The organism is Corynebacterium sp. TUM25020, from assembly GCF_056388495.1.
Map to the genome: position 1 here is coordinate 295,190 of NZ_JBWJFG010000001.1, position 23,558 is coordinate 318,747.

12 protein-coding genes are annotated in these 23,558 nt (G+C 59.3%); 10 read left to right on the plus strand and 2 right to left on the minus strand.

The genetic code is table 11. The features are described 5' to 3' along the window. The first annotated feature begins 16 nt into the window (after positions 1–16). Positions 17–3,604: a hypothetical protein gene (locus tag AC05K6_RS01320; protein WP_476727551.1), complete on the plus strand. Its 3,588-nt coding sequence runs from the start codon at positions 17–19 to the stop codon at positions 3,602–3,604. 22 nt (positions 3,605–3,626) lie between these two features. Continuing rightward, a complete protein-coding gene (gene lysX / locus AC05K6_RS01325) occupies positions 3,627–6,878 on the plus strand; it encodes a bifunctional lysylphosphatidylglycerol synthetase/lysine--tRNA ligase LysX (protein ID WP_476727552.1) in 3,252 nt (1,083 codons plus the stop codon). Here lysX and AC05K6_RS01330 read toward each other — a convergent pair. Beyond that, on the minus strand, positions 6,847–8,142 hold the full coding sequence (locus AC05K6_RS01330; RefSeq protein WP_476727553.1) for an alpha/beta hydrolase: 1,296 nt from the start codon (positions 8,140–8,142) through the stop codon (positions 6,847–6,849). The two genes, lysX and AC05K6_RS01330, sit on opposite strands and share 32 nt — an antisense overlap. Positions 8,143–8,221: 79 nt before the next feature. On the opposite strand from AC05K6_RS01330, the gene ftsY reads away from it, so the two are divergent. From ftsY to trmD, 7 genes are all read left to right on the plus strand, one after another. After that, positions 8,222–9,661 (plus strand): signal recognition particle-docking protein FtsY, encoded by a 1,440-nt coding sequence (ftsY, locus tag AC05K6_RS01335; RefSeq protein WP_476727554.1) that lies wholly within the window; start codon positions 8,222–8,224, stop codon positions 9,659–9,661. A gap of 144 nt (positions 9,662–9,805) precedes the next feature. Continuing rightward, the gene (gene ffh / locus AC05K6_RS01340; RefSeq protein WP_476727555.1) at positions 9,806–11,395 is read left to right on the plus strand and encodes a signal recognition particle protein; all 1,590 of its coding nucleotides are present in this window, start codon (positions 9,806–9,808) and stop codon (positions 11,393–11,395) included. A 49-nt stretch (positions 11,396–11,444) separates the two neighbouring features. Next, on the plus strand, positions 11,445–15,557 hold the full coding sequence (locus AC05K6_RS01345; protein ID WP_476727556.1) for a hypothetical protein: 4,113 nt from the start codon (positions 11,445–11,447) through the stop codon (positions 15,555–15,557). 184 nt (positions 15,558–15,741) lie between these two features. After that, positions 15,742–16,263: a 30S ribosomal protein S16 gene (gene rpsP, locus AC05K6_RS01350; RefSeq protein WP_293789998.1), complete on the plus strand. Its 522-nt coding sequence runs from the start codon at positions 15,742–15,744 to the stop codon at positions 16,261–16,263. A gap of 232 nt (positions 16,264–16,495) precedes the next feature. Next, positions 16,496–17,839, plus strand: a complete 1,344-nt coding sequence (gdhA, locus tag AC05K6_RS01355; RefSeq protein ID WP_293790001.1) for an NADP-specific glutamate dehydrogenase — start codon at positions 16,496–16,498, stop codon at positions 17,837–17,839. 3 nt (positions 17,840–17,842) lie between these two features. Beyond that, a complete protein-coding gene (gene rimM / locus AC05K6_RS01360) occupies positions 17,843–18,406 on the plus strand; it encodes a ribosome maturation factor RimM (protein ID WP_293790004.1) in 564 nt (187 codons plus the stop codon). Between the two features lie 2 nt (positions 18,407–18,408). After that, positions 18,409–19,257 (plus strand): tRNA (guanosine(37)-N1)-methyltransferase TrmD, encoded by an 849-nt coding sequence (gene trmD / locus AC05K6_RS01365; protein ID WP_473963171.1) that lies wholly within the window; start codon positions 18,409–18,411, stop codon positions 19,255–19,257. 6 nt (positions 19,258–19,263) lie between these two features. On the opposite strand, the gene betA is transcribed toward trmD, so the two are convergent. Then, entirely contained in the window at positions 19,264–21,048 is a 1,785-nt protein-coding gene (gene betA, locus AC05K6_RS01370) for a choline dehydrogenase (protein ID WP_473963172.1), read from the minus strand. Between the two features lie 231 nt (positions 21,049–21,279). Between betA and betT the strand changes: the two genes are divergently transcribed. Further along, a complete protein-coding gene (gene betT, locus AC05K6_RS01375; RefSeq protein ID WP_476727557.1) occupies positions 21,280–23,517 on the plus strand; it encodes a choline BCCT transporter BetT in 2,238 nt (745 codons plus the stop codon). Positions 23,518–23,558 lie beyond the last annotated feature (41 nt).

The window sequence follows — 23,558 nt, forward strand, 5'->3', positions numbered from 1 at the left end:
CGCGTAGGATGGTCGCGTGAGTTCCAGTGAGAAGATTCCAGCCAGTCCAATCTCCGACCTACAAGATTCCCTCTTGCCATGGGCCTCGTCTACCGAGGCGGCTCTCGCCGGGAAGCTGGCGGAGGTCGAACTCTTCGTAGAACTGGATATCGACGGCGACGAGCTGGAGCGACTGAGTCGCTTCTTTGGCACGTTTATCGCCCGCCAGGTCGCTGCTGGTTCCACCGAAGAGGCTTTGCTGCAGGCATGTCCCGCGCTGACGATTGCCACGTTGCTGTCTCGCGCCGCGCGGTTCAATGAGGTCTCGGAGCTGCCCGCGGAGTACTGGTACGGCCTTGGTTTGGAGCCGACGCCCACACGTACCCAACTGATTGAGGGACGCTTCGCGGAGCTGCTTTCCGCCGCCGGGCTGGATCCGATGGATGCCGTATCCGGAGGGCCAGATGGCGAACTCGGACGTTTGTTCGCTCACGTTGGCATCGCCTCGGACTGGGTGCCCGAGTTGATCGAGCTGGTGGAAAATCGACGGGCGGAAGGCACCGATGCAACCCCTTCCCGCATCGCCGAGGGGATCGTCGCTGAGTTGGCCGACGAACCCCGCCAAGTTGGTCCACTGTGCGCTACGCTGCCTCAGACCGCAGAGAAACTGATCGCTCCGATCGTGGAGATCGTCTCCCATGCCGCCACTCACCCCGATACTTGGGAATACACCCTCCCGCCGGTGGAGCTACCGGCACTCATCCAGGAGGATGTAATTGAGGAGCTGCGGGAAAGGCCGGTAGGCACGCAGGATCGGCGTCATAGCGTGGGAGTGGCGCACCGCGAAGATCAGCCGCGCCTACAGCTAGACACACTTCGACAGCGCGTTGTGCTGCGACTTCCCGCACAGTCCCTGGAAACCGGGGGACAGGTACACACTGAGGTGCGTTGGCGAGTCGACTTCGATGGTGTGCCAGCGGCGTTCCGCACGATGCACGCCGACAATGCCGGGAGGGCGGTTTCCGAGATCCTGGATATTCCCGTCCGCCAGCCGCTGCGCAAGGTGAGCGTTCGCAACGCCAACGACGGCCAGCACTGGCAGCTGCCGCTGGTCGATACCGAAGATCCAGTACTGGTATTCACCATTCGCGGCGCGGACCTGACAGGGCGCGTGTCCCTGCACCACCAACAGGTCTATGTAGTCGTGCCCGCCGAGACCACGGCGGTGGATCCGGTGACCGGGGCGGACATCCCGGTATTGGAAGAACAACCCATGAAGAGTTGGAGCGGCTGGGTTATTCGCCTGCTGGACCTCAGCGAATGCCTGAGCCTGCACATCGCTAAGCCCGGTGAACATAGCCCCTCCATGGCTGGAGTGCGTGCGGTGGATCCGCGCCAGCGCGCCCAGTTCGTGGAGCCCGATGACGTGGTCGGTGGCGTGGAGACCACTAGCGGTAAGGTCATCCACTCCGAAAGCCTGCAGGTAGAGTTCCCACCGACAATTTCCGGTGCGGAGGAGATCTGGTACCTGTCGGTATCGTCTTATGCGGGACCAGGCGAAACCGGCGAGGCGGTGTCTGAGGAAGAACCGCTGGAAGTGCCAGCGGAAGGCGGCGTATTCGACGTCTTCGACCCCGAGGCGTGGGATAGCCCTTGGGTGGGCGAGTACCTGGTGCGTCTGCGTGGCCCCCGCAACGAATCCTTCCGTCACGAATACGCCCTGGTGGAGGGGCTTTCCCTGGAGATGGAGTTCGGCGGCCCCAGCACCCAAACCCGCCTGCCCATGGCTGGAGGCTTAAGCCCTGTGACAGTGCGCTTGATGCCAGGGGAAAAGTCCTTCGAGAAAATTTCGCCGCAGAAACTCGGCCCCACGGATCGCTTTAGCACGACCGTCGTGGAGACCGAGGCTGGCGATGCGTTACCCGTCATCGTCAAGCCTTCCCGACTGCGCTACCAACTGACGATGCGGGGCGAAGCCCCGATGTGGCGCACCGATCCCATTGAAATCTCCGCCCGTGCGATCGACACCCAAACCCGGTTCCGCGTGCGCCCCGGGTTGCGCCCAGGCATGGGTTCGAAGGCGGAAAACCTGGCTCTCATGGGGGACGCACGCGTAGTGATCCGCAACCACCACGGCGCGCCGGTGCGCACCCTGAAACTACAAACCATCGACGAGGTGACCTGGTTAGTAGACCTCGCCAGTGCAGAAGCCTCCCTAGCCACGATGGCTTCTGGATCCATCGAACTGGAGTTTGTCGAAGACCGTCGCGTGAGTGTGCGTTTGGCGCGCATCGTGCCTGCCTTCGACTACACCGCCGACGTCGATGGCTCCACGCTGCGTATTCTGAGTGATTCCGAGGACGTGCCTGTGCAATTCGGCGCCCCAGGTGCTGGAGCTTGGGTGTGGCCAAACACCGCCCCCTGGCAAGCGGCATCCTTCGTGGAACTGACTGCCGCCCCCAAGGGGAGCGCGGCCATCGCACACGGCGAGCTTCCCGCAGATCTAGTGGGCGCAGGTCCTTTGAGCGTGCAGCTATTCGGCCGGGATCGCTTTAACTACCTTCGCGCACCCGTCGCCGCCGGCCCGCACAGTGCAGTTGCCGAGGCCGAGGGCTACTACGGTGCTGGCGCCGAAGGCAGTGGACTAGATGGCGAAACTGATCCGTGGGTGCAGCTCTCTGCCTTCCTGGCGGGGGAGTCCGACCAGCTTCCCTGCGACGCAGCCACCTTGTCCACACTGTGGGACGTACAGGCCGGCTGGCTGCGCGGACGCTTCGACGTGCTGGATAAGCTGCGTACGGCGCTGACGAATAATCCCCGCGAGTCCGTCCACGCCATGTCCCAATCCCTCGTGTCCGCGGCGGATCGTCCCGCCCAGTTCATCCTGTCCGGGCTAGTTCACTCCACCCTGGTGGGAGCCGACGTAGAACGCTCGAACACCCCGTGGATCGCAGCCCTTGAGGTTTTAGGCGACCTATCGCTGGTGGATACCGAGGGGGCGTCAGAAGAGAAAGAACAAGACAAGCGCCTAAAAGAAGAGCTTAAGAAGATCGCCGGGCAACCTGTAGTGCAAACGGTGGATACCGGCCGCGATGTGTCCCTGGATACAGCCTGCATCGACAACACGACCGTACAGATCGCGCACATGGATCCCGCGCAGCAAAAGGCCGTGCTGGATATGTTCTTCGGTAAGGCCGGTGTGGTGCCTGGAGCTTTGAGTGAAGAAAATAGTCGCCTGATCGCTGTGTTTGAGACTTTCAATAAGCGGCAGGAGCTCTCCGAGCTGCTGGGTGACCCGGAGCTCATGAAGACCGCCGTAACCCTGCTGCGTAAGGTCAAGGCAGCCAACCGCCAGCTGTACTTGTCTGCACGCGTGCGCTTCGACAAACTCGACGGAGTAGATACCGACAACCCGGAAAACCGTTGGGCATTGGCTCCCGTGATTTCCATGGTGTTCGCTCTGGCTACGCGCATGTACGCACACAAGAAGATGTCCAGCCTCGGCAAGCTGCTCAGTGCCTACCCCGGGTGGGCCGCCATGGCGCGCTTGGTTCCGGACCTGGTAACCGGAGATATTGTGATGGCAGATGCGATGGTTCGCGGCGTGTTTGGCCCAACCGTATAGGTGGAAGTGCATAATTCGTTGAGTGAATGTTTATCGCAGAAACGCTCAATGGAGAAGCGATAGAACACAGGTTGACGCAGCAACCCCGGAGTTCTTCCCGCGTTTTATCGGCACCATCCTGTGCGCCTATGCCCTGATAGCACTGGTGCTCAGCATATCCACAGCAGCGCGCGTGCACGTCCGCCACCTGCTGGTGGTGATGGACAACGTCTTTCTCCCCGTACCGGTGCCCTCCGTCGCATGGTCCGCCGCACTATTGGTGCTGGGAGTCGGGCTATACAAAGCAAAGCGCGCTGCCTGGATGGTGACGGTTGCCGCGCTGCTGGTCCTCAACGTTAGTAACGTCATCCTCCTGTGCCTGCCGCAGTACTTCGACGAAGGCCCACAGTGGGCGCACTCGCTGTTTATTACCGGCATGGGCGTGCAGCTCCTGCTGCTGCTTTTGATGCTGCGGCAGCGCAGGGACTTCTACACTCACACCGTGAAGGGAGCAATCCTCACTGCGTTTCTGGTGTGGCTCGGAGGCACTGTTGCGGTTTTCCTTATTGCCCTGGTGTTGGTGCACTTCTTCCACGGCGACCTAGCACCGGAATGGAGCGCACTGTGGGCTTTGAACCACTCCGCCGGTTTCTCCCTGTTCAACCACACCTACGTAGTCGGGCATCCGCCGAAGTTCGTGAGCTTCCTCGTTTCCGCCCTCGCGGCACTGGTGTTGCTAGTGGCTGGGCTGCTGTTGCTGCGTTCGCACCGCGACGAGTTCGGTATTAGCGCCGAGGATGAAAAAGCCATACGCGCCCTCATTCGACGCTTCAACGCCAACGACTCCCTTGCATACTTCGCCACCCGGCGCGATAAGTCAGTTGTGTATGAGCCTAAAGGCCGGGCAGCGGTGACGTACCGCATCGAGGCTGGCGTCTGCTTGGCGTCAGCCGACCCGATTGGCGATCCCAGGTACTGGGATGAGGCAATCGTCGCCTGGTTGGAACGCGCACGGTCATTTGGATGGGTGCCCGCTGTGATGGGGGCGTCCGAACCAGGAACCAGAGCCTACGAAAGACACGGGCTGAGCTCGATCCACCTGGGGGACGAGGCCGTCATCGATACACAGCACTTCCACCTATCCGAACTGCGTGAGGTTCGGCAAGCGCGGGCGCACGCGCACAAGGCTGGGGTGCGCGTGCGGATTCGCCGCCACGGCGAGCTCAGCACCGAAGAGATGCAGCACGTCGAAGAACTTGCCGACAAATGGCGCGACACCACCGACGAACGTGGTTTCTCTATGGCGCTGGGAAGGTTAGGCGATCCGCAGGATAAAGACTGCCTGTTGGCCGAGGCGCTGGTGGGCGAAGAAACAGTGGCGGTGCTCTCGTTCATCCCGTGGGGTCTAAGCGGTGCCTCGCTGGACCTTATGCGCCGCAGTCCTAAGGCACCGAATGGCACGGTCGAGGCAATGATCGTCGCGTTGTGTACAGAGGCGAACCTGCAGAAGCTCTCTCTTAACTTTGCTGTTTTCCGTGAGCTGTTCGCCAGCGAAGATGCCGTGGCCGTGGGGCCGATTCGCAGGCAAGCGCGTCGGGCGCTGTCGTATTTGTCGAAGTGGTGGCAGATGGAAACGCTGTACCGCTCTAACCAGAAGTACAAGCCCGTCTGGATTCCACGTTATGTGTGTTATCCGGATTCGCTGTCGATGGCGCGCGTCGGTTTCGCCTCCGGCATTGCCGAGGGCTTCGTGCCGACGGTGGGTGCACTCTTTGGCCGCGATGAAGGGACACACCGTGAGCAGACGGCCACCGGCCAACCGGAGGCTGCCCAGGCGTTGAACTACGTGGAGCAGCTCACGGATGCCAATAAAAAGTCCGCCAGTGAGCAAACTGCGGTGCGTATCAGGAAGGCCATGGCGTTGCGGGTGGCAGGCGCGGAGCCGTGGCCTGTCGCGGAGCGGGCCGATGATGGTTCTGCCCTTGCCCTTACCCGGTGTGTCGAGGTTGCCGAAGGTAGTGACGCCACCGGTGCCGGGGAATTGCGGGTGGCAGGAAGGATCGTGGCGAAGCGCGACTTCGGTGCGCTGACATTTATCGACCTACGTGATGCGTCGGGGAAGTGCCAGATCATTGTGGAGGCGCCGGAGGAGACACTCAGCGCACGTGTCCGGGCACTGGATCTAGGTGACCTGATTGCGGCGACGGGTACTCGCGGGCAGTCGCGTTCCGGTGAGCCTTCGCTGCTGGTGCGCAGTATCGACATTGAGGCAAAGGGGCTGCACCCCTTGCAGCGCCGGGGCGCTGGCATTGTGGAGGTCAATGAGCGTCTGCGTGCTCGCAGCGTGGTGAATGCCGCGATCCGCAGTACCTTGGATGGGCTGGGTTTTGTGGAGGTGGAAACGCCGATCCTGCAGCGTGTCCACGGTGGTGCCAATGCGCGGCCTTTTAAGACTCGTAGTAATGCGGCCAACCAGGATCTTTATCTGCGCATTGCACCGGAGTTGTATTTGAAGCGGTTGCTGACCCAGGGGGCGGAGAGGGTATACGAGCTGGGGCGCGTGTTCCGTAACGAAGGGGTGGATGCAACGCACAACCCGGAGTTCACCACGGTGGAGGCGTATGAGGCGCACGGTGACTATGAGACGATGCGGGTGGTGGCCCAGCGGATCATCCAAGCCGCCGCGACTGCCTACCGGGGCGAGCCAGTGGTGATGGATCCGCAGGGCAATGTGGTGAGTATCGCTGGGGACTTCCCAGTGAAGACTGTCTACGGGGCTATTAGCGAAAAAGTCGGCCAGATTGTCACCCCGGATACTGAGTTCGAGACGCTGTTGGAGCTCTGTGCGGCCCATGACATTGCCACCCAACCGGGGTGGGATGCAGGCGAGATTGTGCAGGAAATCTATGAACAGTTGGTGGAGTGCACAACCACTACGCCGACGTTTTACACGGATTTTCCGACGAGTGTATCCCCATTGACTCGCCAGCACCGCAGCCAGCCTGGCGTGGCCGAGCGCTGGGATTTGGTGGCCTGGGGAGTGGAACTTGGCACAGCGTATTCGGAGCTCACCGACCCGCTGGAACAACGCGATCGCCTGGAAGCTCAGTCATTGAAGGCAGCAGGTGGCGACCCGGAGGCGATGGAAGTCGATGAGGCCTTCCTGGATGCTCTAGAAAACGGCATGCCACCAACTGGTGGCCTGGGTCTGGGCGTGGACCGGCTTATCATGCTGCTGACCGGCCGCCCGATCCGCGGAGTGCTTAGCTTTCCAGCCCACCCCGGCGGACAATAAACGGAAAGGCTAGTTTGAGGCCGGATCGCCAGGTCTTGAAGTTATGCCCGCCATCGACCTCGCTGTAGCTCACTTTCATTCCCGCGTTCACTGCCACTTTGTGAAGGTGCTTGAGGTCGCTGGTGGCCTCCGAGTCGGCGCGCCCGGCAATAAACATGCCCGCGGTGCGCGGGTACTTGCGTTTCTTCATGAGGTCTTCGGGGTTGTGCGCCTTGAACTTCACTTCCGATCCACCGAAGAAGTCCTGCACAGTGGAGTCGTGTCCGATCCCGTCGTCGGGAGTCCGCTCGCCGGAGATGTCGACGAAACTGCCGTAGACATCCGGGTGGTTTGTTATGACCTGCAATGAGCAGGTTCCCCCGTAGGAAAGCCCACCGAGGGTCCAGGTGTGCTGGTCGGGGTTGGGGGAGAGGTTCTGTTGGATCCAGTGGGGCAGATCCACCGTCAGGTAGGTTTGCACTTTGCCCTTGTTCGAGTCGGTGCACACTGGATTTTCCCATGTTCCACCCGTCGCATCGGCAGAAATGATGATCGGTGCCACACCACCGTGCTGTTGGTGGTATTTGCGGGCGACGGTGTTGGCGTCACCGGTGTCGAACCATTGGTCGGGATCTCCTGGAATGCCCGCCAGCAGCACGAGCACAGGCAGTTGCGGCCGCGGGGAGCTGAACCAGGCCGGTGGCAGGTACACGCGCATGTCGCGTGCGTGAAACTGAGATTTTTCCTTCGGCGCCGAGACGTTGAGCATGCTGCCCTCCGTAGGGAGGTTGTCATGCCGTGCCTTGAGCCATTCCTTCAGCGGGATTGACTGCGCTTTCGGGAGTTCGTCCACGCTATTAAAGGTTCGCAGCTCGACTGGGTCTACCTCTCCGACGTCTGGATAGAGTTCATAGGACTGATTTGCCACTGCCGCGCCGCCGACGGCGAGTACCGCGACGAGCAATAGCGTCCAGATCTTTTTTATTGACGCCTTTACGCACCATGCGGCCATGTTTCCAGCAAGGATGATGGCGGCTGCGCCTAGCACGAGGCGTATTCCTATTTCTGACCACGGAGTGGTGGTGCCCCACAGTAACGCCGCGAGGCCGCCACAGGTCAGAACTACGGTCACGATAATGGACCAGATAATTGCCCTCTTGCGACGTCCCGGGGGATCGTCGGGAAGCGAAAAGTGAAGCGCAATGAGGGTACTGAGAATCAGGAACCAAGTGATTACTTCCGGCCAGGTTCCGGTGAGGGGGATGCTGCGAACATACTCAGGCACGAAGTCACATCTTAGACCGAAAGCGGAAAAACAAGATATGAGTCGGCATCGATGCTGAAGTTCTGATTCACTGGAGGCTATGAATACTGTTGTGATGTGGGTCCTTATTGGACTTTTGGTTCTTGCCATTATCGTGGCGATTCTCGTTGTTCTGGGGCTACGCCGGAAGAAGGCGAAGCAGGTCTCCTTTGAAAAGAAGGAGGAGATCGAGCAGAAGAAGCCAAGCAGCGGCGATTACAAGGCGCAGGGTGGCTTCAACTTCACCGCTGGTGGTGGGGAAGCCAAGCCGCCGGAGAAGCAGCCGGAGTTGCGGCCTGACCAGGAGCTGAAGCAGTCGGCACCAACTCCGGAACCAACCCCCGAACCGGAACCAACCCCAGAACCTGAGCCAACCCCAGAACCGGAAGCTCCGAAGTCGGTGCCCACCCCGGCACCTGTGGCAGAACCTGAGCCAACTGAAGAGCCGGAGCCTACTAAGGAACCAGAACCCACTGAGGAACCAGTAGAAACGCCCGAGCCGGAACCGGTGCCAGAACCGAAGCCGGTGGAAGAAACCACACCAGAAGAACCCGCACCAGCGGAGCAGCGCGAGGAGATCGCCCCAGTGCAGGGGCGCCTGGGCAAGCTGCGTGGCCGCATGTCCAAGTCCCAGAACGTCATCGGTCGTGGCGTGCTGGGTATCTTGAGCGCCGGTGACCTAGACGAAGACGCATGGGAGGAAATTGAAGACACCCTCCTTATGGCCGACTTAGGTACCCCGACGACCATGAAGGTTGTTGACGACCTCCGCGAGCGCATCGCAATCAATGGCGTATCCAGCGAGCAGGAAGCTCGCGCCATGCTCCGTGAAGCGCTCATTGATGCCTGTAAGCCGGACATGGATCGCTCCATTAAGGCCATGCCCTACGACGGCAAACCAGCTGTGATCATGGTGGTGGGCGTCAACGGAACTGGCAAGACCACCACCACAGGCAAGCTGTCGCGCGTGCTCATTGGCATGGGACACAAGGTGCTTCTGGGCGCGGCCGATACGTTCCGTGCGGCTGCAGCTGATCAGCTAGAGACGTGGGGGCGTCGAGTTGGGGCAGAAACAGTCCGTGGCGCCGAGGGCGCAGACCCCGCATCCGTGGCCTTCGACGCAGTGGCGAAGGGCATCGACGCGGGCGTAGACGTCGTACTTGTCGATACCGCAGGTCGTCTGCACACCAGCGTTGGCCTGATGGATCAACTGGGCAAGGTCAAGCGCGTTGTGGAAAAGAAGGCCAAGGTCGACGAGGTACTGCTGGTGCTGGATGCAACTGTCGGCCAGAACGGCCTCATGCAGGCACGCACGTTCCGCGAGGTTGTGGACATCTCCGGCGTGGTTCTCACCAAGCTCGACGGCACTGCCAAGGGCGGCATTGTCTTCCAGGTGCAGGAAGAGCTCGGCGTGCCCGTGAAGATGGTGGGTCTCGGCGAGGGCGCGGACGACCTTGCCCCCTTCGAAGTGGAAAGCTTCGTGGACGCACTCTTGGGCTAGAACCTTGGGCATCGCCTCCGGCGCTGCCGCGGGTTTGGTCTCGACGGGTAACATGGCCGGCTGAATGTGACTGTTCCGTTGGCCTCTGGCTAAGCTGGGAGAGTTAAAAGCCACCTTTCGATACCTACAAGGGAGCACTCACTAGTGTTTGAGTCTTTGTCAGACCGCTTGCAATCTGTCATGAAGGGCCTTCGTGGCAAGGGCAAGTTGTCCGAGGCTGATATCAATGCCACCGCTCGCGAGATCCGCCTTGCGCTGTTGGAGGCAGACGTATCCCTACCGGTGGTGCGTGCCTTTATTAAGCGCATTAAGGAACGCGCCGCGGGGGCAGAGGTATCCGAGGCTCTCAACCCCGCCCAGCAGGTCATCAAGATCGTCAACGAGGAGCTCAAGGAGATCCTAGGCGGCGAAACCCGTCGCTTGAACCTGGCCAAGCACCCGCCGACAGTCATTATGCTGGCGGGTCTGCAGGGCGCTGGTAAGACGACCCTGGCCGGTAAGCTAGCTCTGCACCTAGCCAAGCAGGGCCACACTCCGATGCTTGTGGCTTGTGACCTGCAGCGTCCAGGTGCGGTGCAGCAGCTGCAGATCGTCGGTGAGCGCGCCGGAGTAAAGACTTTCGCCCCGGATCCGGGAACCAGCTTGGATTCTCACGAGCACGAGATGGGCACCAGCCACGGCGATCCCGTCGACGTTGCCCAGCGCGGTATCGAAGAGGCTTATCGCAGCCAGCACGACATCGTCATCATCGATACCGCGGGTCGCTTGGGCATTGACGAGGAGCTCATGCGCCAGGCGCGCAATATTCGCGATGCGGTGGAGCCCGACGAGGTGCTCTTTGTTATTGACGCCATGATCGGCCAGGATGCCGTTACGACGGCCGAGGCATTCCGCGACGGCGTGGACTTCACGGGTGTCGTCCTGACGAAGCTGGACGGTGACGCCCGCGGTGGTGCCGCCCTGTCTATCCGCGAGGTCACCGGCAAGCCGATCCTGTTCGCCTCCACCGGCGAGAAGCAGGAAGACTTCGACGTCTTCCACCCGGACCGCATGGCCAACCGCATCCTCGGCATGGGTGACGTGCTCACCCTGATTGAGCAGGCCGAGCAGGTATTGGACGCCGAAAAGGCCGAAGACTCTGCCATGCGCATGGCCTCCGGCGACCTGACGCTCGAGGACTTCCTCGAGCAAATGTTGATGATCCGCAAGATGGGTCCCTTGGGCAACATCCTGAAGATGATGCCCGGTGGCTCCCAGATGTCGAAGATGGCCGACATGGTGGATGAAAAGGAACTGGACCGCATCCAGGCCATCATCCGCGGCATGACCCCGGCCGAGCGCCAGGACCCGAAGATCCTGAACGCCTCCCGCCGTAAGCGCATCGCCAACGGTTCTGGCGTGAGCGTTTCCGACGTGAACAAGCTGGTGGAGCGCTTCTTTGAGGCCAAGAAGATGATGGGCAAAATGGCTGGCCAGTTCGGCATGGGCGGCCGGTCTGCAACCAAGAAGCAAAAGGTGCACCGCAAGGGCAAAAAGGGCAAGAACGCCAAAAAGAAGAAGCAGAACATGCGCAAGGGCATGGGCGGCGGAATGCCTGGAATGCCGGGAATGGGTGGAATGCCGGGTATGGGTGGCGGCATGCCCAGCATGAAGGATCTGGAAAAGATGCAGGAGCAGCTGCCCCCAGGCTTCGAGGGGATCGATCTGTCGAAGATGAACTTCCCCAAGAAGTAGCGGTTCATTAGCCCGGTGGGATATCGCCTAAGTCGGTAACTTGGGCTACATGGAATTTGAGCTTCATTTCATCCGGCCCCCTTCGCGCATCGCCAACAACCACGAAGTTCAGGCGGCGTTGTTGCAGGACGCAGATCTCGAGGAACTGCGACGCACGCCGGATCCAGCAATGAAGCACTTTGCCCAGGATTTGGGGGACATCCTGGAAGCAGACTTCCCAGCCCGCCGGGTGATCAGCGCCACCGTAGATACCGAACATCCATTCGCGGTACACGACATTCGACTCGCAGCGGTTAAGCACCGCGTAAATGCCTATGTGGGTACCAGAGATCTTCTCGTCGACGCCAGCGGTATCAACGGTGCAATTGCTCCAGAGTTTTATCTGACGAACTCCCTGGGCACGGTGTGGACTCAGATCAGCGAGCACACCGTGGATCGTGCTTTCGCAGATGCGTTGCGTGCCAGCACCACCGAGGGGGTATGGGTGAGAGTCACCAGTTATGAGCCCCGCCCCGATGAATTCGGGCATTCGATGCGTTTTCACCTGCTGGAAAACGGCGAGATCGAAGTGGTATGGGCAAAAACCAGCAGTGAGCTTGTTGATGTGCAATGGCGTCGGGCTGGCGGGTATGTGGATGCGCGCGCGATGCTCCTCGCCTTCGCGGATCGCTGCCCGACAATTCTCCAGCATTACTGGTCGGTTCCTTCGCAGCGATTGAGGAGTGTGCTGAGACCTGAACTATGTATTGCGACATGCGACCTTAAGCAGCGCATGCAATACAGACTGCGACGGCTCGGGGCATTCCGCGATCTTCCCGAAAAATCCATGCTGTGTCTTCATGACCAGCCCGAGTTTTCGCTGGAGCTGGGAAGAGCCCCTGAAGGAAAATGGCGTGCGGCTCTGAAACGGTCTACGTCAGGTGGCTTGGAAAAGACCTTTGATAACTCCGAAACTTTGTTGGAGATCGCGGAGGCCTATACCCGCAATGAGCGAGGCATGTTCCTTGACTACTTTCCAGAGACCGCCGAGATACCTGAACCGCCGATGCACACTGTGAGTGCGGTGGTTCTTCCAGAACGTGATGAGCCGTGGACCAACTCCTCAGTCTGCAGAATCCATGAGTTTGCGATGAGCCGTAGCTTTCAAGCTGTCGGCTCCGTGGAGAGTTTTCTGCAGGAGATAATGCGGGACTTTGCTTCGTGGTTTGAAGTCATCGACCCAGAAACTGCAGAGCGTGGGCAGATCATGATGAAGGTTCCACAAGAGGAATCGGCTCGTACCTTCGACCTTCTGACGGCCGTCGCCATGCGGCACGGTGTTTCTCTGGTTGTTGATGGGAATTGGGTATTGCTCAATCCGTCCGGACGGCGCGGTGAAGGGGAGTGGCGAAGTACAGCAGAACTTTTCGGGTCGAGCCAGTGCCGAAACCGGTGGGAAATCGCCACACTGCAGGCGATGGAAGAAGCAATGACACTGAGCTACTCGGATTGGCAACTGCGGCTAACCTACACATCCGAAGAACACCCTGGGTGTCGGCAAATTCTCATTGTTGAGCCGGACAGCCAGATTCTCGACAACTTCAGCATTAAGGCCTATACATCCGAGATTGTAGAGGAAGGGCGTTTTCATGGCTGGTCTTTGAAGGAAGCTAAAGAGCTGTCGCAAGGACAAGTCCTCGACCTTTTCGAGCAGGTAACGAAGCAACCGCTAGAGCTTGACGAGTTCATTGACTGGGACATACATTCCGGGGATATAAGGAGTGCTAGTAACCTTCCATTCGAGATCAGCACCCCGACCCTGAACCACCCCATCCGCTTGGATGACCGAAAGTTCTCTCAGTCGCTTAAAGAGTTTGCGTCTAATGACCCAGGCGGCTGGATCGAGATAACGGATGTGCGCACTCCCGGAGACTTCCTAAGGATCGAGCATGCCGATAACCCCGGCTGGGTCATGACGACATGGGGTTACAACAACGGCGAAACCGAACGCGGCGCTGTCTACGCCAGCGATGTCGACGAGACCACCCAGATCTACAAGGAGTTCGTCGGCGATCACTGGACAATGCTGGAAAAGAGGAAAATTCGGGTAGAGCCTAGGAGGGCACAAACCCCGCTTTTTGTCTATCTCCCCAAGCCCCAGACACACAAAAATCACCACGAGCTTGTCCAAGAGTTCAATGCCAACGATCAAATGGATCTGCGTGTTCCGCCATCAGAGATGGAGGACATTTGCCGAGATCTCGAAGAGCTCTTTAAACAGAAGTTTGTGTCACAGCTACGAGTAGAGGTTCCGGTAGATCCGCTTGATACGGAACGTATCCGAGGCATCTGCAAAATCGCATTGAAGCACCATGCGCTTGTATTCGATGCCGATGGAGGACTACTTGCTAATGGTGTCGGCTCCGACATTCAGGTCGGAAGTGGAGCAAGATTAACGAACTCGCTCGGCAGTTACTGGCGTGAGGTCTCGCCAAGAACCTTGGACATAGCTTTTGAAGATGCCCTGCGGAGCCCCCATCTGAATGACGCATGGCTGAGAGTTGAAATCGGGCGGAGTTTCTTCCGTCCTAGTCAAGCGTTGTCCGCCCAGCTCCAGCACGACGGCAGTTGGTTGCTAAAGTGGCAGTTTGCGAAGCCCGTCCTTGGCGACCCTAAAAAGAACCTCGAGCTTCGTGCCCGGAACTTTGACGAAGCACAAGAGCTGTTGCTCGCATTCGCGGATCGCAGCCCATACCTCGGTCAGCTCCCTTGGCGTGAGGACGAAGCAGTAGGCGCGATGGAGAAAGTAACTCTAGAAAAGCGACAGGCTTTGCCGCTTCGCCGCTTCGACGCCGTGATCGAACTTCCGCGGGGAACCATGATGCCACTGCAGGATAAGCCTGGGGAGCGCTTGACATTCGGCCAAACCCATCAGGGTCAATGGCTCGCCACATTGAGCCGGGACAACGGTTTTGCTGCGACTCGAACATTCACTAGTGGACAGGAAACAGTCGAGTTTGCCCGTTGGTACGTGGCTGCCGATGCAGCCGCAGTGAATAGTGCCTTCCAGGCATTCGTGCCGTCCATGGAGGAGCGTTTTGCTCCACAAGGCGTGGCTGAGGTGAGCCTCTTGGTGCTACCGGAACGCGAAGCACCCTGGGCAGATTCGACCGTTCTGCACTTTCAGAGGTGGCTAGCGCAGAACAATCATTTAACGTCCGGCGACATGGAGGCATTTGTCTATGCCCTGCAGGCAGAGCGGTCTGACAGCGTGCGATTCTCAGGGCCGCAGGGCGCCGCTTTAGAGTCGTTTGCCGTGACGCGCGTGTGGGTGGAGCGGGCGGTGTTTGTCGGAACCTTTGCCACGATTCTGCACCTTGCAATGAAGTACGGGATATCCGTCGTTCTTAACGGCAGGCATGTCTTCTTGAATCATGCTCGAACCGGGACAGATTCCTTGGAATACAGCATGATGATGAAATCGAACCATAGCTCCGTTACCCAGATTTGGGTACAACCATCGGGCGCGGCGTTCGCGGAATCAGTAAGGAACCTGGCACTCGACGAAGTGGTGGAGGTGAGCAAGCACATCCAAATGGCGGCAGGAACGCCAGCTGTAGAGGCCAACGCCGCGCTTCAAGAATTTGCACTTACCGTGAAGAAAAGTAGAAAAGGGTACCGGCTGACTTATGAGGTGCCGGGTGGAATGAACTACGCGGTGAATGGTCTGACGGATGGAGAGACTTGTGCGGCCTTTGAGATCTTTATCCAAGCGCCGTCGGCACTTCTAGGCTCTGTGAAATGGCATGGCTTTGGCCAATCCCCGGTACCGTGGCAGGGGAACACGCGTTTCGAAATGCAGTCGAACCTCTTCGAGCCTGTTCCCCTTGGTCCAGAGAACCTTCACGTTCTGCGGGCTGTGAAGCTGCGAAAGAACGGCGATTTTATCCAGGTGCTCGATTCGCAGGTAGAGGGCGATTACATTCGAGTTTACAACGACGGTGGAAGGTTTCGTACCAGCTTTATTGTCGGATGGGGCCACGATTTCGGACAGATCGAAAACTTTCAGCGGAAGACCAAGAGCCTCGACGAAGCACTGAGACTGGTCGAGCACTATGTCGCTGGAGATCGCCGGGAGTTTATCGCACTCGGCTGGAAGAAGCAGACAGTAAAGGGGCACTAGACGGATTTGGTTCCAGTCGGTAACCGCTACTACACTTATCCGGGTTGTCTGTGTAACACCGTCCCCGACCACGGTCGGCCGGTGGTCACGCGCAGCAAAAATACCAAGGGTTGAACCGGCTCCGTTGACATTGACGGAGTGTCTGAACTGCCCAGTGACCAACTAGAAGAAAAGGAGCCATCACATGGCCGTCAAGATTAAGCTGCAGCGCCTGGGTAAGATCCGTACCCCGGAGTACCGCGTCGTTGTTCAGGATTCCCGCACCAAGCGTTCCGGCAAGGTTATTGAGAACCTGGGCATCTACCAGCCGACCCAGGAGCCTTCCCTGATCCGCATCGACTCCGAGCGTGCACAGTACTGGCTGGGCGTTGGTGCTCAGCCGACCGAGCCTGTTCTGGCTCTGTTGAAGGTCACCGGTGATTGGCAGAAGTTCAAGGGCATCGAGGGTGCAGAGGGCACCCTGAAGGTGGCCGAGGAGAAGAAGTCCAAGCTGGATCTATTCAACGAGGCTCTGGCTGAGGCTGCCGATGGCCCGACCGCAGAGGCTATCACCGAGAAGAAGCGCAAGGCTAAGGAAGAAGCAGAGGCCAAGGCTGCTGCCGAGGCTGCCGCTGCTGAAGAGGCTGCTGCTAAGGAAGCTGAGGAGGCCGAGAAGGCTGAGGCTGCTGACTCCGAGGGCGAAGCTGAGGCTGAGTCCGCAGAGTAAAAGCGCAGGCGATTCTGCCGCCAATCGCTTTTTCACCCCAGGTATGAGCATTCATTGCTCGCCTGGGGTTTTCTCTTGGGCTTTTCTTTGATCTTGGCCGAAGGTAGTGCCCCCATAACTACCGCTTGAATGTGTTGTCGGTCATGGGGAGTAGACTCAATGACTGTCATCACAGAAACGGCTGCAAGCCCGGATGTGGAGTTTTCGCTAGAGGCAAAGAAGGCATCCCTCAATGAACGTCGAAGAAACCGTCAGTGGTTACTACCAGCAGATCATCCAGCGCAACGCTGGTGAACCCGAATTTCACCAGGCTGTCGCCGAGGTGCTGGACAGCCTGACGTATGTGCTGAAGAAGGACGACCACTACGCTGACTACGCGCTGATTGAGCGCATGTGCGAGCCAGAGCGCCAGGTCATCTTCCGCGTGCCGTGGATCACCGACGAGGGTGAAGTTCGCGTCAACCGCGGCTTCCGCGTGCAGTTTAACTCCGTGCTGGGGCCCTACAAGGGCGGCCTGCGGTTTCACCCGTCTGTAAACCTGGGCATCATCAAGTTCCTGGGATTCGAGCAAATCTTTAAGAACTCCCTCACCGGACTGCCCATCGGTGGCGGCAAGGGCGGTTCCGACTTCGACCCGAAGGGAAAGTCGAACCGCGAGATCATGTCGTTCTGCCAGTCCTTTATGACGGAGTTGCACAATCATATCGGCGAAGAAGTGGACGTTCCTGCCGGCGATATCGGCGTGGGCGGCCGGGAAATCGGCTACCTGTTTGGCCAATACCGTCGCATGACGAACCGTCACGAGTCCGGCGTACTCACCGGCAAGGGGCTGACTTGGGGTGGATCCCTCGTGCGTACTGAAGCTACCGGCTTCGGCACCGTGTACTTCACTCAGGAGATGATGGGTGCCCACGGTGATCGCTTCGACGGTGCGAAGGTGATTGTTTCCGGTTCCGGTAATGTTGCGATCTACGCAGCTCAGAAGGCTCAGGAGCTTGGTGCGACCGTCGTGGCTATGTCCGATTCCTCTGGATATGTATTCACCCCGGAGGGCGTGGACATCGAGCTGCTGAAGGACGTGAAGGAGGTTCGTCGCGCCCGCTTGTCCGATTACGCCAAGGAGACCGATGGCGTGACCTACCACGCTGGCGGCAATATCTGGGAGGTCGAGGCAGACGTAGCCCTACCATGTGCCACCCAGAATGAGCTGGACGGTGAAGCCGCAAAGATATTGGCGGACAACGGCTGCCGCTATGTTGCCGAGGGCGCAAATATGCCCTGCACTCCGGAAGCCATTGAGGTATTCCGCAAGCGCAAGATCTTCTTTGCCCCGGGCAAGGCAGCCAACGCTGGTGGTGTCGCAACCTCCGCACTGGAGATGCAGCAGAATGCCTCCCGCGATTCCTGGAGTTTCGACTACACGGATAAGCGACTGCGCGACATCATGCGCGGCATCTTCAAGTCCTGCGACATCACAGCCAAGGAATACGACAAGGAAGACGACTACATCATCGGCGCTAACATTGCCGGCTTCCGTAAGGTGGCAGACGCTATGCTCGCCCAGGGCGTCATCTAGCCAATGGAGCTGCAGATCGGTCGGGTAATTAAACCCCATGGAGTGCGTGGAGAGGTCGTTGTCGATCCCACGACGGACACACCGGCTCAGCGTTTCGCCACCGGCGAGGTCCTCACAGGTAAGCAGGCGGGTAAAGAGCTGAAGCTCACCGTGCGAACCTATCGCCCTCACCAGGGGCGCCTCCTGGTCACGTTCGAGGAGATCACTGACCGCACCACCGCCGAATCGCTACGCGGCGTACGCTTCTTTGCCGCTCCGATCCACGACGAGGATGATGACGGTTTCTACGACCACGAACTCGAGGGGTTGACCGCCTATCTTCTCGCGCCCGGCACGGATGCCGAAGGAGAAGAGATCGAGCTCGGGGATCTGGTCGGCGAGGTCGTCGGCGTCGAGCACACCCCAGCCGGGCAGTTGCTCGCTATTCTTATTGACGCCGAATCCCAGCTGCCCACAGCTGGAAAGCAAGTGCTCGTACCCTTCCGGCATGAGATCGTCCCGGTGGTGGATCTGGAAGAAGAAGTAATCGTACTGACCCCGCCAGAGGGGCTTTTGGAGCTGAGTTAGCTTTGCGCCTGGATGTTGTAACGATCTTCCCTGAGTACCTCGAACCTCTGCGCCATGCTCTGCTGGGCAAGGCCATCGAGCAGGGAATCTTAAGCGTCGGCGTGCACAACCTGCGGGCCTGGACCAACGACGTACACCAGTCGGTGGACTCCACCCCCTGCGGCGGTGGCCCGGGCATGGTGATGAAGCCCGAGGTGTGGGGGCCAGCACTTGATGATGTGGCGGCGGGAACCGGTCCGGCAGCTGCCACAGCCGACCTGGAAACCTCCGCGGAACACAAACGCAACCTGCTGTCCGCAACCCCCGAGATCGATGCTGAGGTGGCAAGCGGGGGAAAAGGTGGCGTCACAAAACCGCTGCTTATCGTGCCCACACCGGCAGGGCGACCGTTTACCCAAGACATGGCTGAACGGTGGAGTAGGGAAGAGCATGTCGTGTTTGCCTGCGGCCGCTATGAGGGCATTGACCAGCGCGTAGTGGAGGATGCACAGAACCGCTATCGCGTGGAGGAAGTCAGCATCGGTGACTATGTACTGATTGGCGGCGAGGTAGCGGTGCTCGTCATGGCGGAAGCCATGGTGAGGCTGATCCCTGGCGTGTTGGGTAACCAAGCTAGCCACCAGGAGGATTCCTTCCAAGATGGTCTCTTAGAAGGGCCTAGCTACACGCGTCCCAGGCAGTGGCGTGGTCTGGACGTGCCCGACGTATTGTTTAGCGGCAACCATGCCAAGATCGCCCAATGGCGCCGGGAGCAATCCCTCGCCAGGACCAAAAAAATACGCCCTGACTTGCTGGGTAGCGTGGAGCTATCCGAAGCAGACCGGGCGTACCTTGACGGCCTAGAAGGCTAAACGCTCCTAGTGGTCAGCGCCGGGGATGGCGTTGACGTGGTCGCGAACCTTCTCGCCTTCCGCGTACAGCGGCATGTCCTGCTTGGCGCGGTAGAAGGGAGCGTCGATCGGATCCAGTGGCTTTTCACCCTTGATCAGGTCGGCAGCCTTTTCCGCCAACATGACGACAGGAGCGTAGATGTTGCCGTTGGTAATGATCGGCATGACCGATGCATCGGCAATGTACAGGCCGTCAACGCCGTGCACCTGCATGGTCTCCGGGTCGACAACGGCCATCTCGTCGTCTGCCGGGCCCATCTTGGCGGTACAGGAGGGGTGCAGGGCAGTCTCTGCGTCATTGCGAACCCACTCCAGGATCTCCTCATCGGTCTGCACAGCAGCGCCGGGGGAGATCTCGCCGTCGGTGAACTCCTTCATTGCCGGGGTATCAAGCAGCTTGCGGGAGGTACGCACTGCCTCGACCCACTCGCGGCGATCTTGCTCGGTGGCCAGGTAGTTAAACAGGATCTCCGGCTTTTCCTTCGGGTCATTGGACTTGATGTGTACGTGCCCCAGGGTATCGGAGTACATCGGGCCGACGTGGAACTGGAAGCCGTGCTCGCCTTCCGGCTGGGAGCCGTCGTAGCGGATCGCCATCGGCAGGAAGTGGAACATCAGATTCGGGTAGGCCTCGTCGTCGTTGGAGCGGGCGAAGCCACCGGCCTCGAAGTGGGAGGAAGCAACCGGGCCACGGCGGGTCAGCAGCCACTGCAGACCGATGAACGGGCGGTTGATCATCTTGTAGTAGGGCTGGGAGCTGACCGGCTGGGTGCAGTTGTACTGCACGTAGACCTCGAGGTGGTCCTGCAGGTTGTTACCCACACCGGGCAGGTGCTTCTTGACCTCGACGCCTGCCTTCTCCAGCACTGCGCGGTCGCCGATGCCGGATAGCTCAAGTAGCTGCGGGGTGTTGAAGGCGCCGCCGCAAAGGATGACCTTGTCGGCGAAGACACGGTGGGTCTGACCCTTCCACTGGTATTCCACGCCCACGGCCTTGCCGTTTTCAATGATTACTTGGGTGGTGAATGCGCGGGTGCGCACGTCGAGGTTCTTGCGGTTCATTACCGGGTGCAGGTACGCACGAGCCGCGGAGAGGCGCTTGCCCTCGAAGATGTTGCGGTCGAAGGGTGCGAAGCCCTCCTGTCGGTAGCCATTTACATCGTTGGTCAGGTTGTAGCCGGCTTCCTGGACGGACTTAAAGAAGGCCTGGAATAGTGGGCTGGTTGCCGGGCCACGGGTCAGCTTCAGCGGACCGTTGTGGCCACGACGTGGGTCATCAGGGTCAGCGGCCAGCGCGGTTTCCATCTTGTTGAAGTAGGGCAGGACGTGGCTCCAGCCCCAGTTGGACATGCCTGGCAGGTTGCCCCACTTTTCGTAATCCATCGGGTTGCCGCGCTGGAAGATCATGCCGTTGATGGAGGAGGAGCCACCCAGCACCTTGCCGCGGGCGTGGTAGATACGGCGACCGTTCATCTCTGGCTCCGGCTCGGACTCGTACTCCCAGTCGTAGTGCTTGTCGCCGATAGGGAAGGAGAATGCGGCGGGCATATGGATGAACAGATCCCACAGGGAGTCGGGGCGTCCGGCCTCTAGAACCATGACGTCCTTGGTGGAGTCTTCGGAAAGTCGGTTGGCCAAAACCGAACCTGCGGATCCGCCGCCGACGATGACAATATCGCGACGACGATCTTCGACGACCTGGCCTTCGGTGTCGTTCTTCTTACCTGGAATCAGCTTGTCGATGAAGCCCATCTATTCACTTACCTCCTAGTTAAATGACTGAACAAAATCTAGTATGCCAGTTTCTTAATAGGATTTCTAGGCAGCAGGTAAAGCCTAATTTTGGCACACCTCGCTAGTGAGGTGAGAATGGCACCTATATGAGGGGTTCGGCTGGCATATTAGAAATAGCTGTGTAGTCTAGAAAATTGTATTTCTTAGAAAATGAACTCCCTTTGGCGGGAAGTAATCGAGGAGAATTACATGACCAATTCCGACAACGACTCCCGGCCCGAATCGACTGACGGTGCCACAAGCACCGGGCCGCCTGCACAAAACGACCTCAAAGCCCGGCGCATCGTGGGAAGGAAGAAGGCCTCCGGTCCGCGTGTCATTGTCGGCTCTTTTGATGTTAATGACCGCGATAGCTATTCGCCCGGTGAAGTAACGCCCCCTAAGACCAATTGGCCTGTGTTCATCATCTCCGCCTTGGGCATCCTCGCAGTTGCGCTCTATGCCTTCGTGGGGCGGGAGCAAGCCAAGGACACTTTGGCGTCGGTGACTGGCTGGATCTCCACCAACCTCGGCTGGTTTTACATCGTCACCGCAACAGTCGCTGTGATCTTCGTCCTCGTGGTCGCCTTTTCCAAGTCCGGTTCGATCCGCCTTGGGCCAGACCACTCTCGCCCGCAATTCCGCCTATTCTCCTGGTCGGCGATGCTCTTCGCCGCTGGTATCGGTGTAGACCTGATGTTTTTCGCCGTAGCCGAGCCTGTCACTCAGTACATGGCTCCGCCCGTCGGCGATGGACAAACCCGGGAAGCTGCCGAGCAAGCCGTCGTGTGGGCTCTCTTCCACTACGGCATCACCGGTTGGGCTCTCTACGCCCTGATGGGCATGGCCTTCGGCTACTACGCCTACCGCCTGAACATGCCTCTAGCTATCCGTAGCGCCCTGTACCCGTTGATCGGCAAGCGCATCCACGGTCCCATCGGAGGTGCGGTGGACATTGCCGCAGTTCTGGGCACCGTCTTCGGCATCGCCGCCTCTCTCGGTATCGGCGTGGTGCAGCTGACCTATGGCCTGCACCTCATCTTCGGCTGGGACGAAGGTGTCGTCGTACAATCCGGCCTGATCATTTTCGCCGTCGGCGTGGCCACTCTCTCTGCGGTCTCTGGCGTGGACAAGGGCATCAAGCGACTGAGCGAAATCAATGTGTTGCTCGCCATTGGCTTGGTCGTTTACGTCACGGTGACCGGCCAGACTGCCTTCCTTCTTGACGCCCTCGTCATGAATATCGGTGACTATGTCTCGTCATTCCCAGGCATGACCATGGACACGTTTGCTTTCTCCGAGGATCCGGAATCCACCAAGGCCTGGATGGGCGCCTGGACCCTGTTCTTCTGGGCCTGGTGGGTGGCATGGGCTCCCTTTGTCGGTCTATTCCTGGCCCGCATCTCCCGTGGCCGCACCCTGCGACAGTTCGTCGTCGGCGTGCTGACCATTCCCTTCCTATTCATCCTGCTGTGGATGAGCCTGTTTGGTAATACCGCTTTGCGTCGCGTTATCAGCGGAGATATGGACTTCGCCAACAACACGATGGAGTATCCGGAACAAGGTTTCTATGCCTTGCTGCAGGACATGGGTGGCGGCACGGTACTGATCGTTCTCTCCACACTGATCGGCCTGCTGCTGTACATCACCTCTGCCGACTCCGGCGCTCTAGTGACCGCCAACTTCACCTCCAAGATCGAAGATTCCCGCCAGGACGGGGCGAAGTGGTCCCGCATTTTCTGGGCTGTATTGGTCGGTGTACTGACGCTTGTCATGTTGCAAGTTAATGGCGTCGAAACAGTGCAGTACGCAACCATCGTGATGGGGCTTCCGTTCACCATCGTGATCTACCTCATCATGCTTGGACTATGGCGCTCGCTGCGCCTGGAGAGCTACGCGACAGAAGCCCGCAGCGTTTCCCTGCACAGCGCCATGTCCGGCCGCTCGAGTGGATCTGGGGACAATCAGTCTTGGCGCAAGCGCCTCTCGCGAGCCTCCACGTGGCCCAGCGCTTCCAAGGCCAATGAATATCTGGTCAACGTCGCCCAGCCCGCTTTGGCATCCGTCGCCCGCGAACTGAATGACAAGGGAATCGAGACTACGCTGGTGGCTGCCGAAGTGCCCAACCTGCCGGTAAACCAGCTGGATCTCACCCTGCACCTGGGCGAAGAACAAGATTTCCGCTACCAGATCTACCCAATGGAACATCCGGTGCCGAGCTTTACTCGCAGCACTAGCAATGGGGAGAACTACTACCGCTTGGAGGTCTTCGATAACACGGGCTCCCTCGGCTACGACATTTACGGCTACACGACCGAGCAATTGATCGATAACGTCCTGGATCTCTACGAGCGTCACCTAGAGTTCCTGCACATGCAGCGCGACTTGCCAGGTACCTCGGACATGTCCGACGGTGCCGACCCCGTGCGTGCCTGGACCGAAGACTAAAACCTTTCACTCGACTGTAAGAACAATCGGAAAGCGAGAAC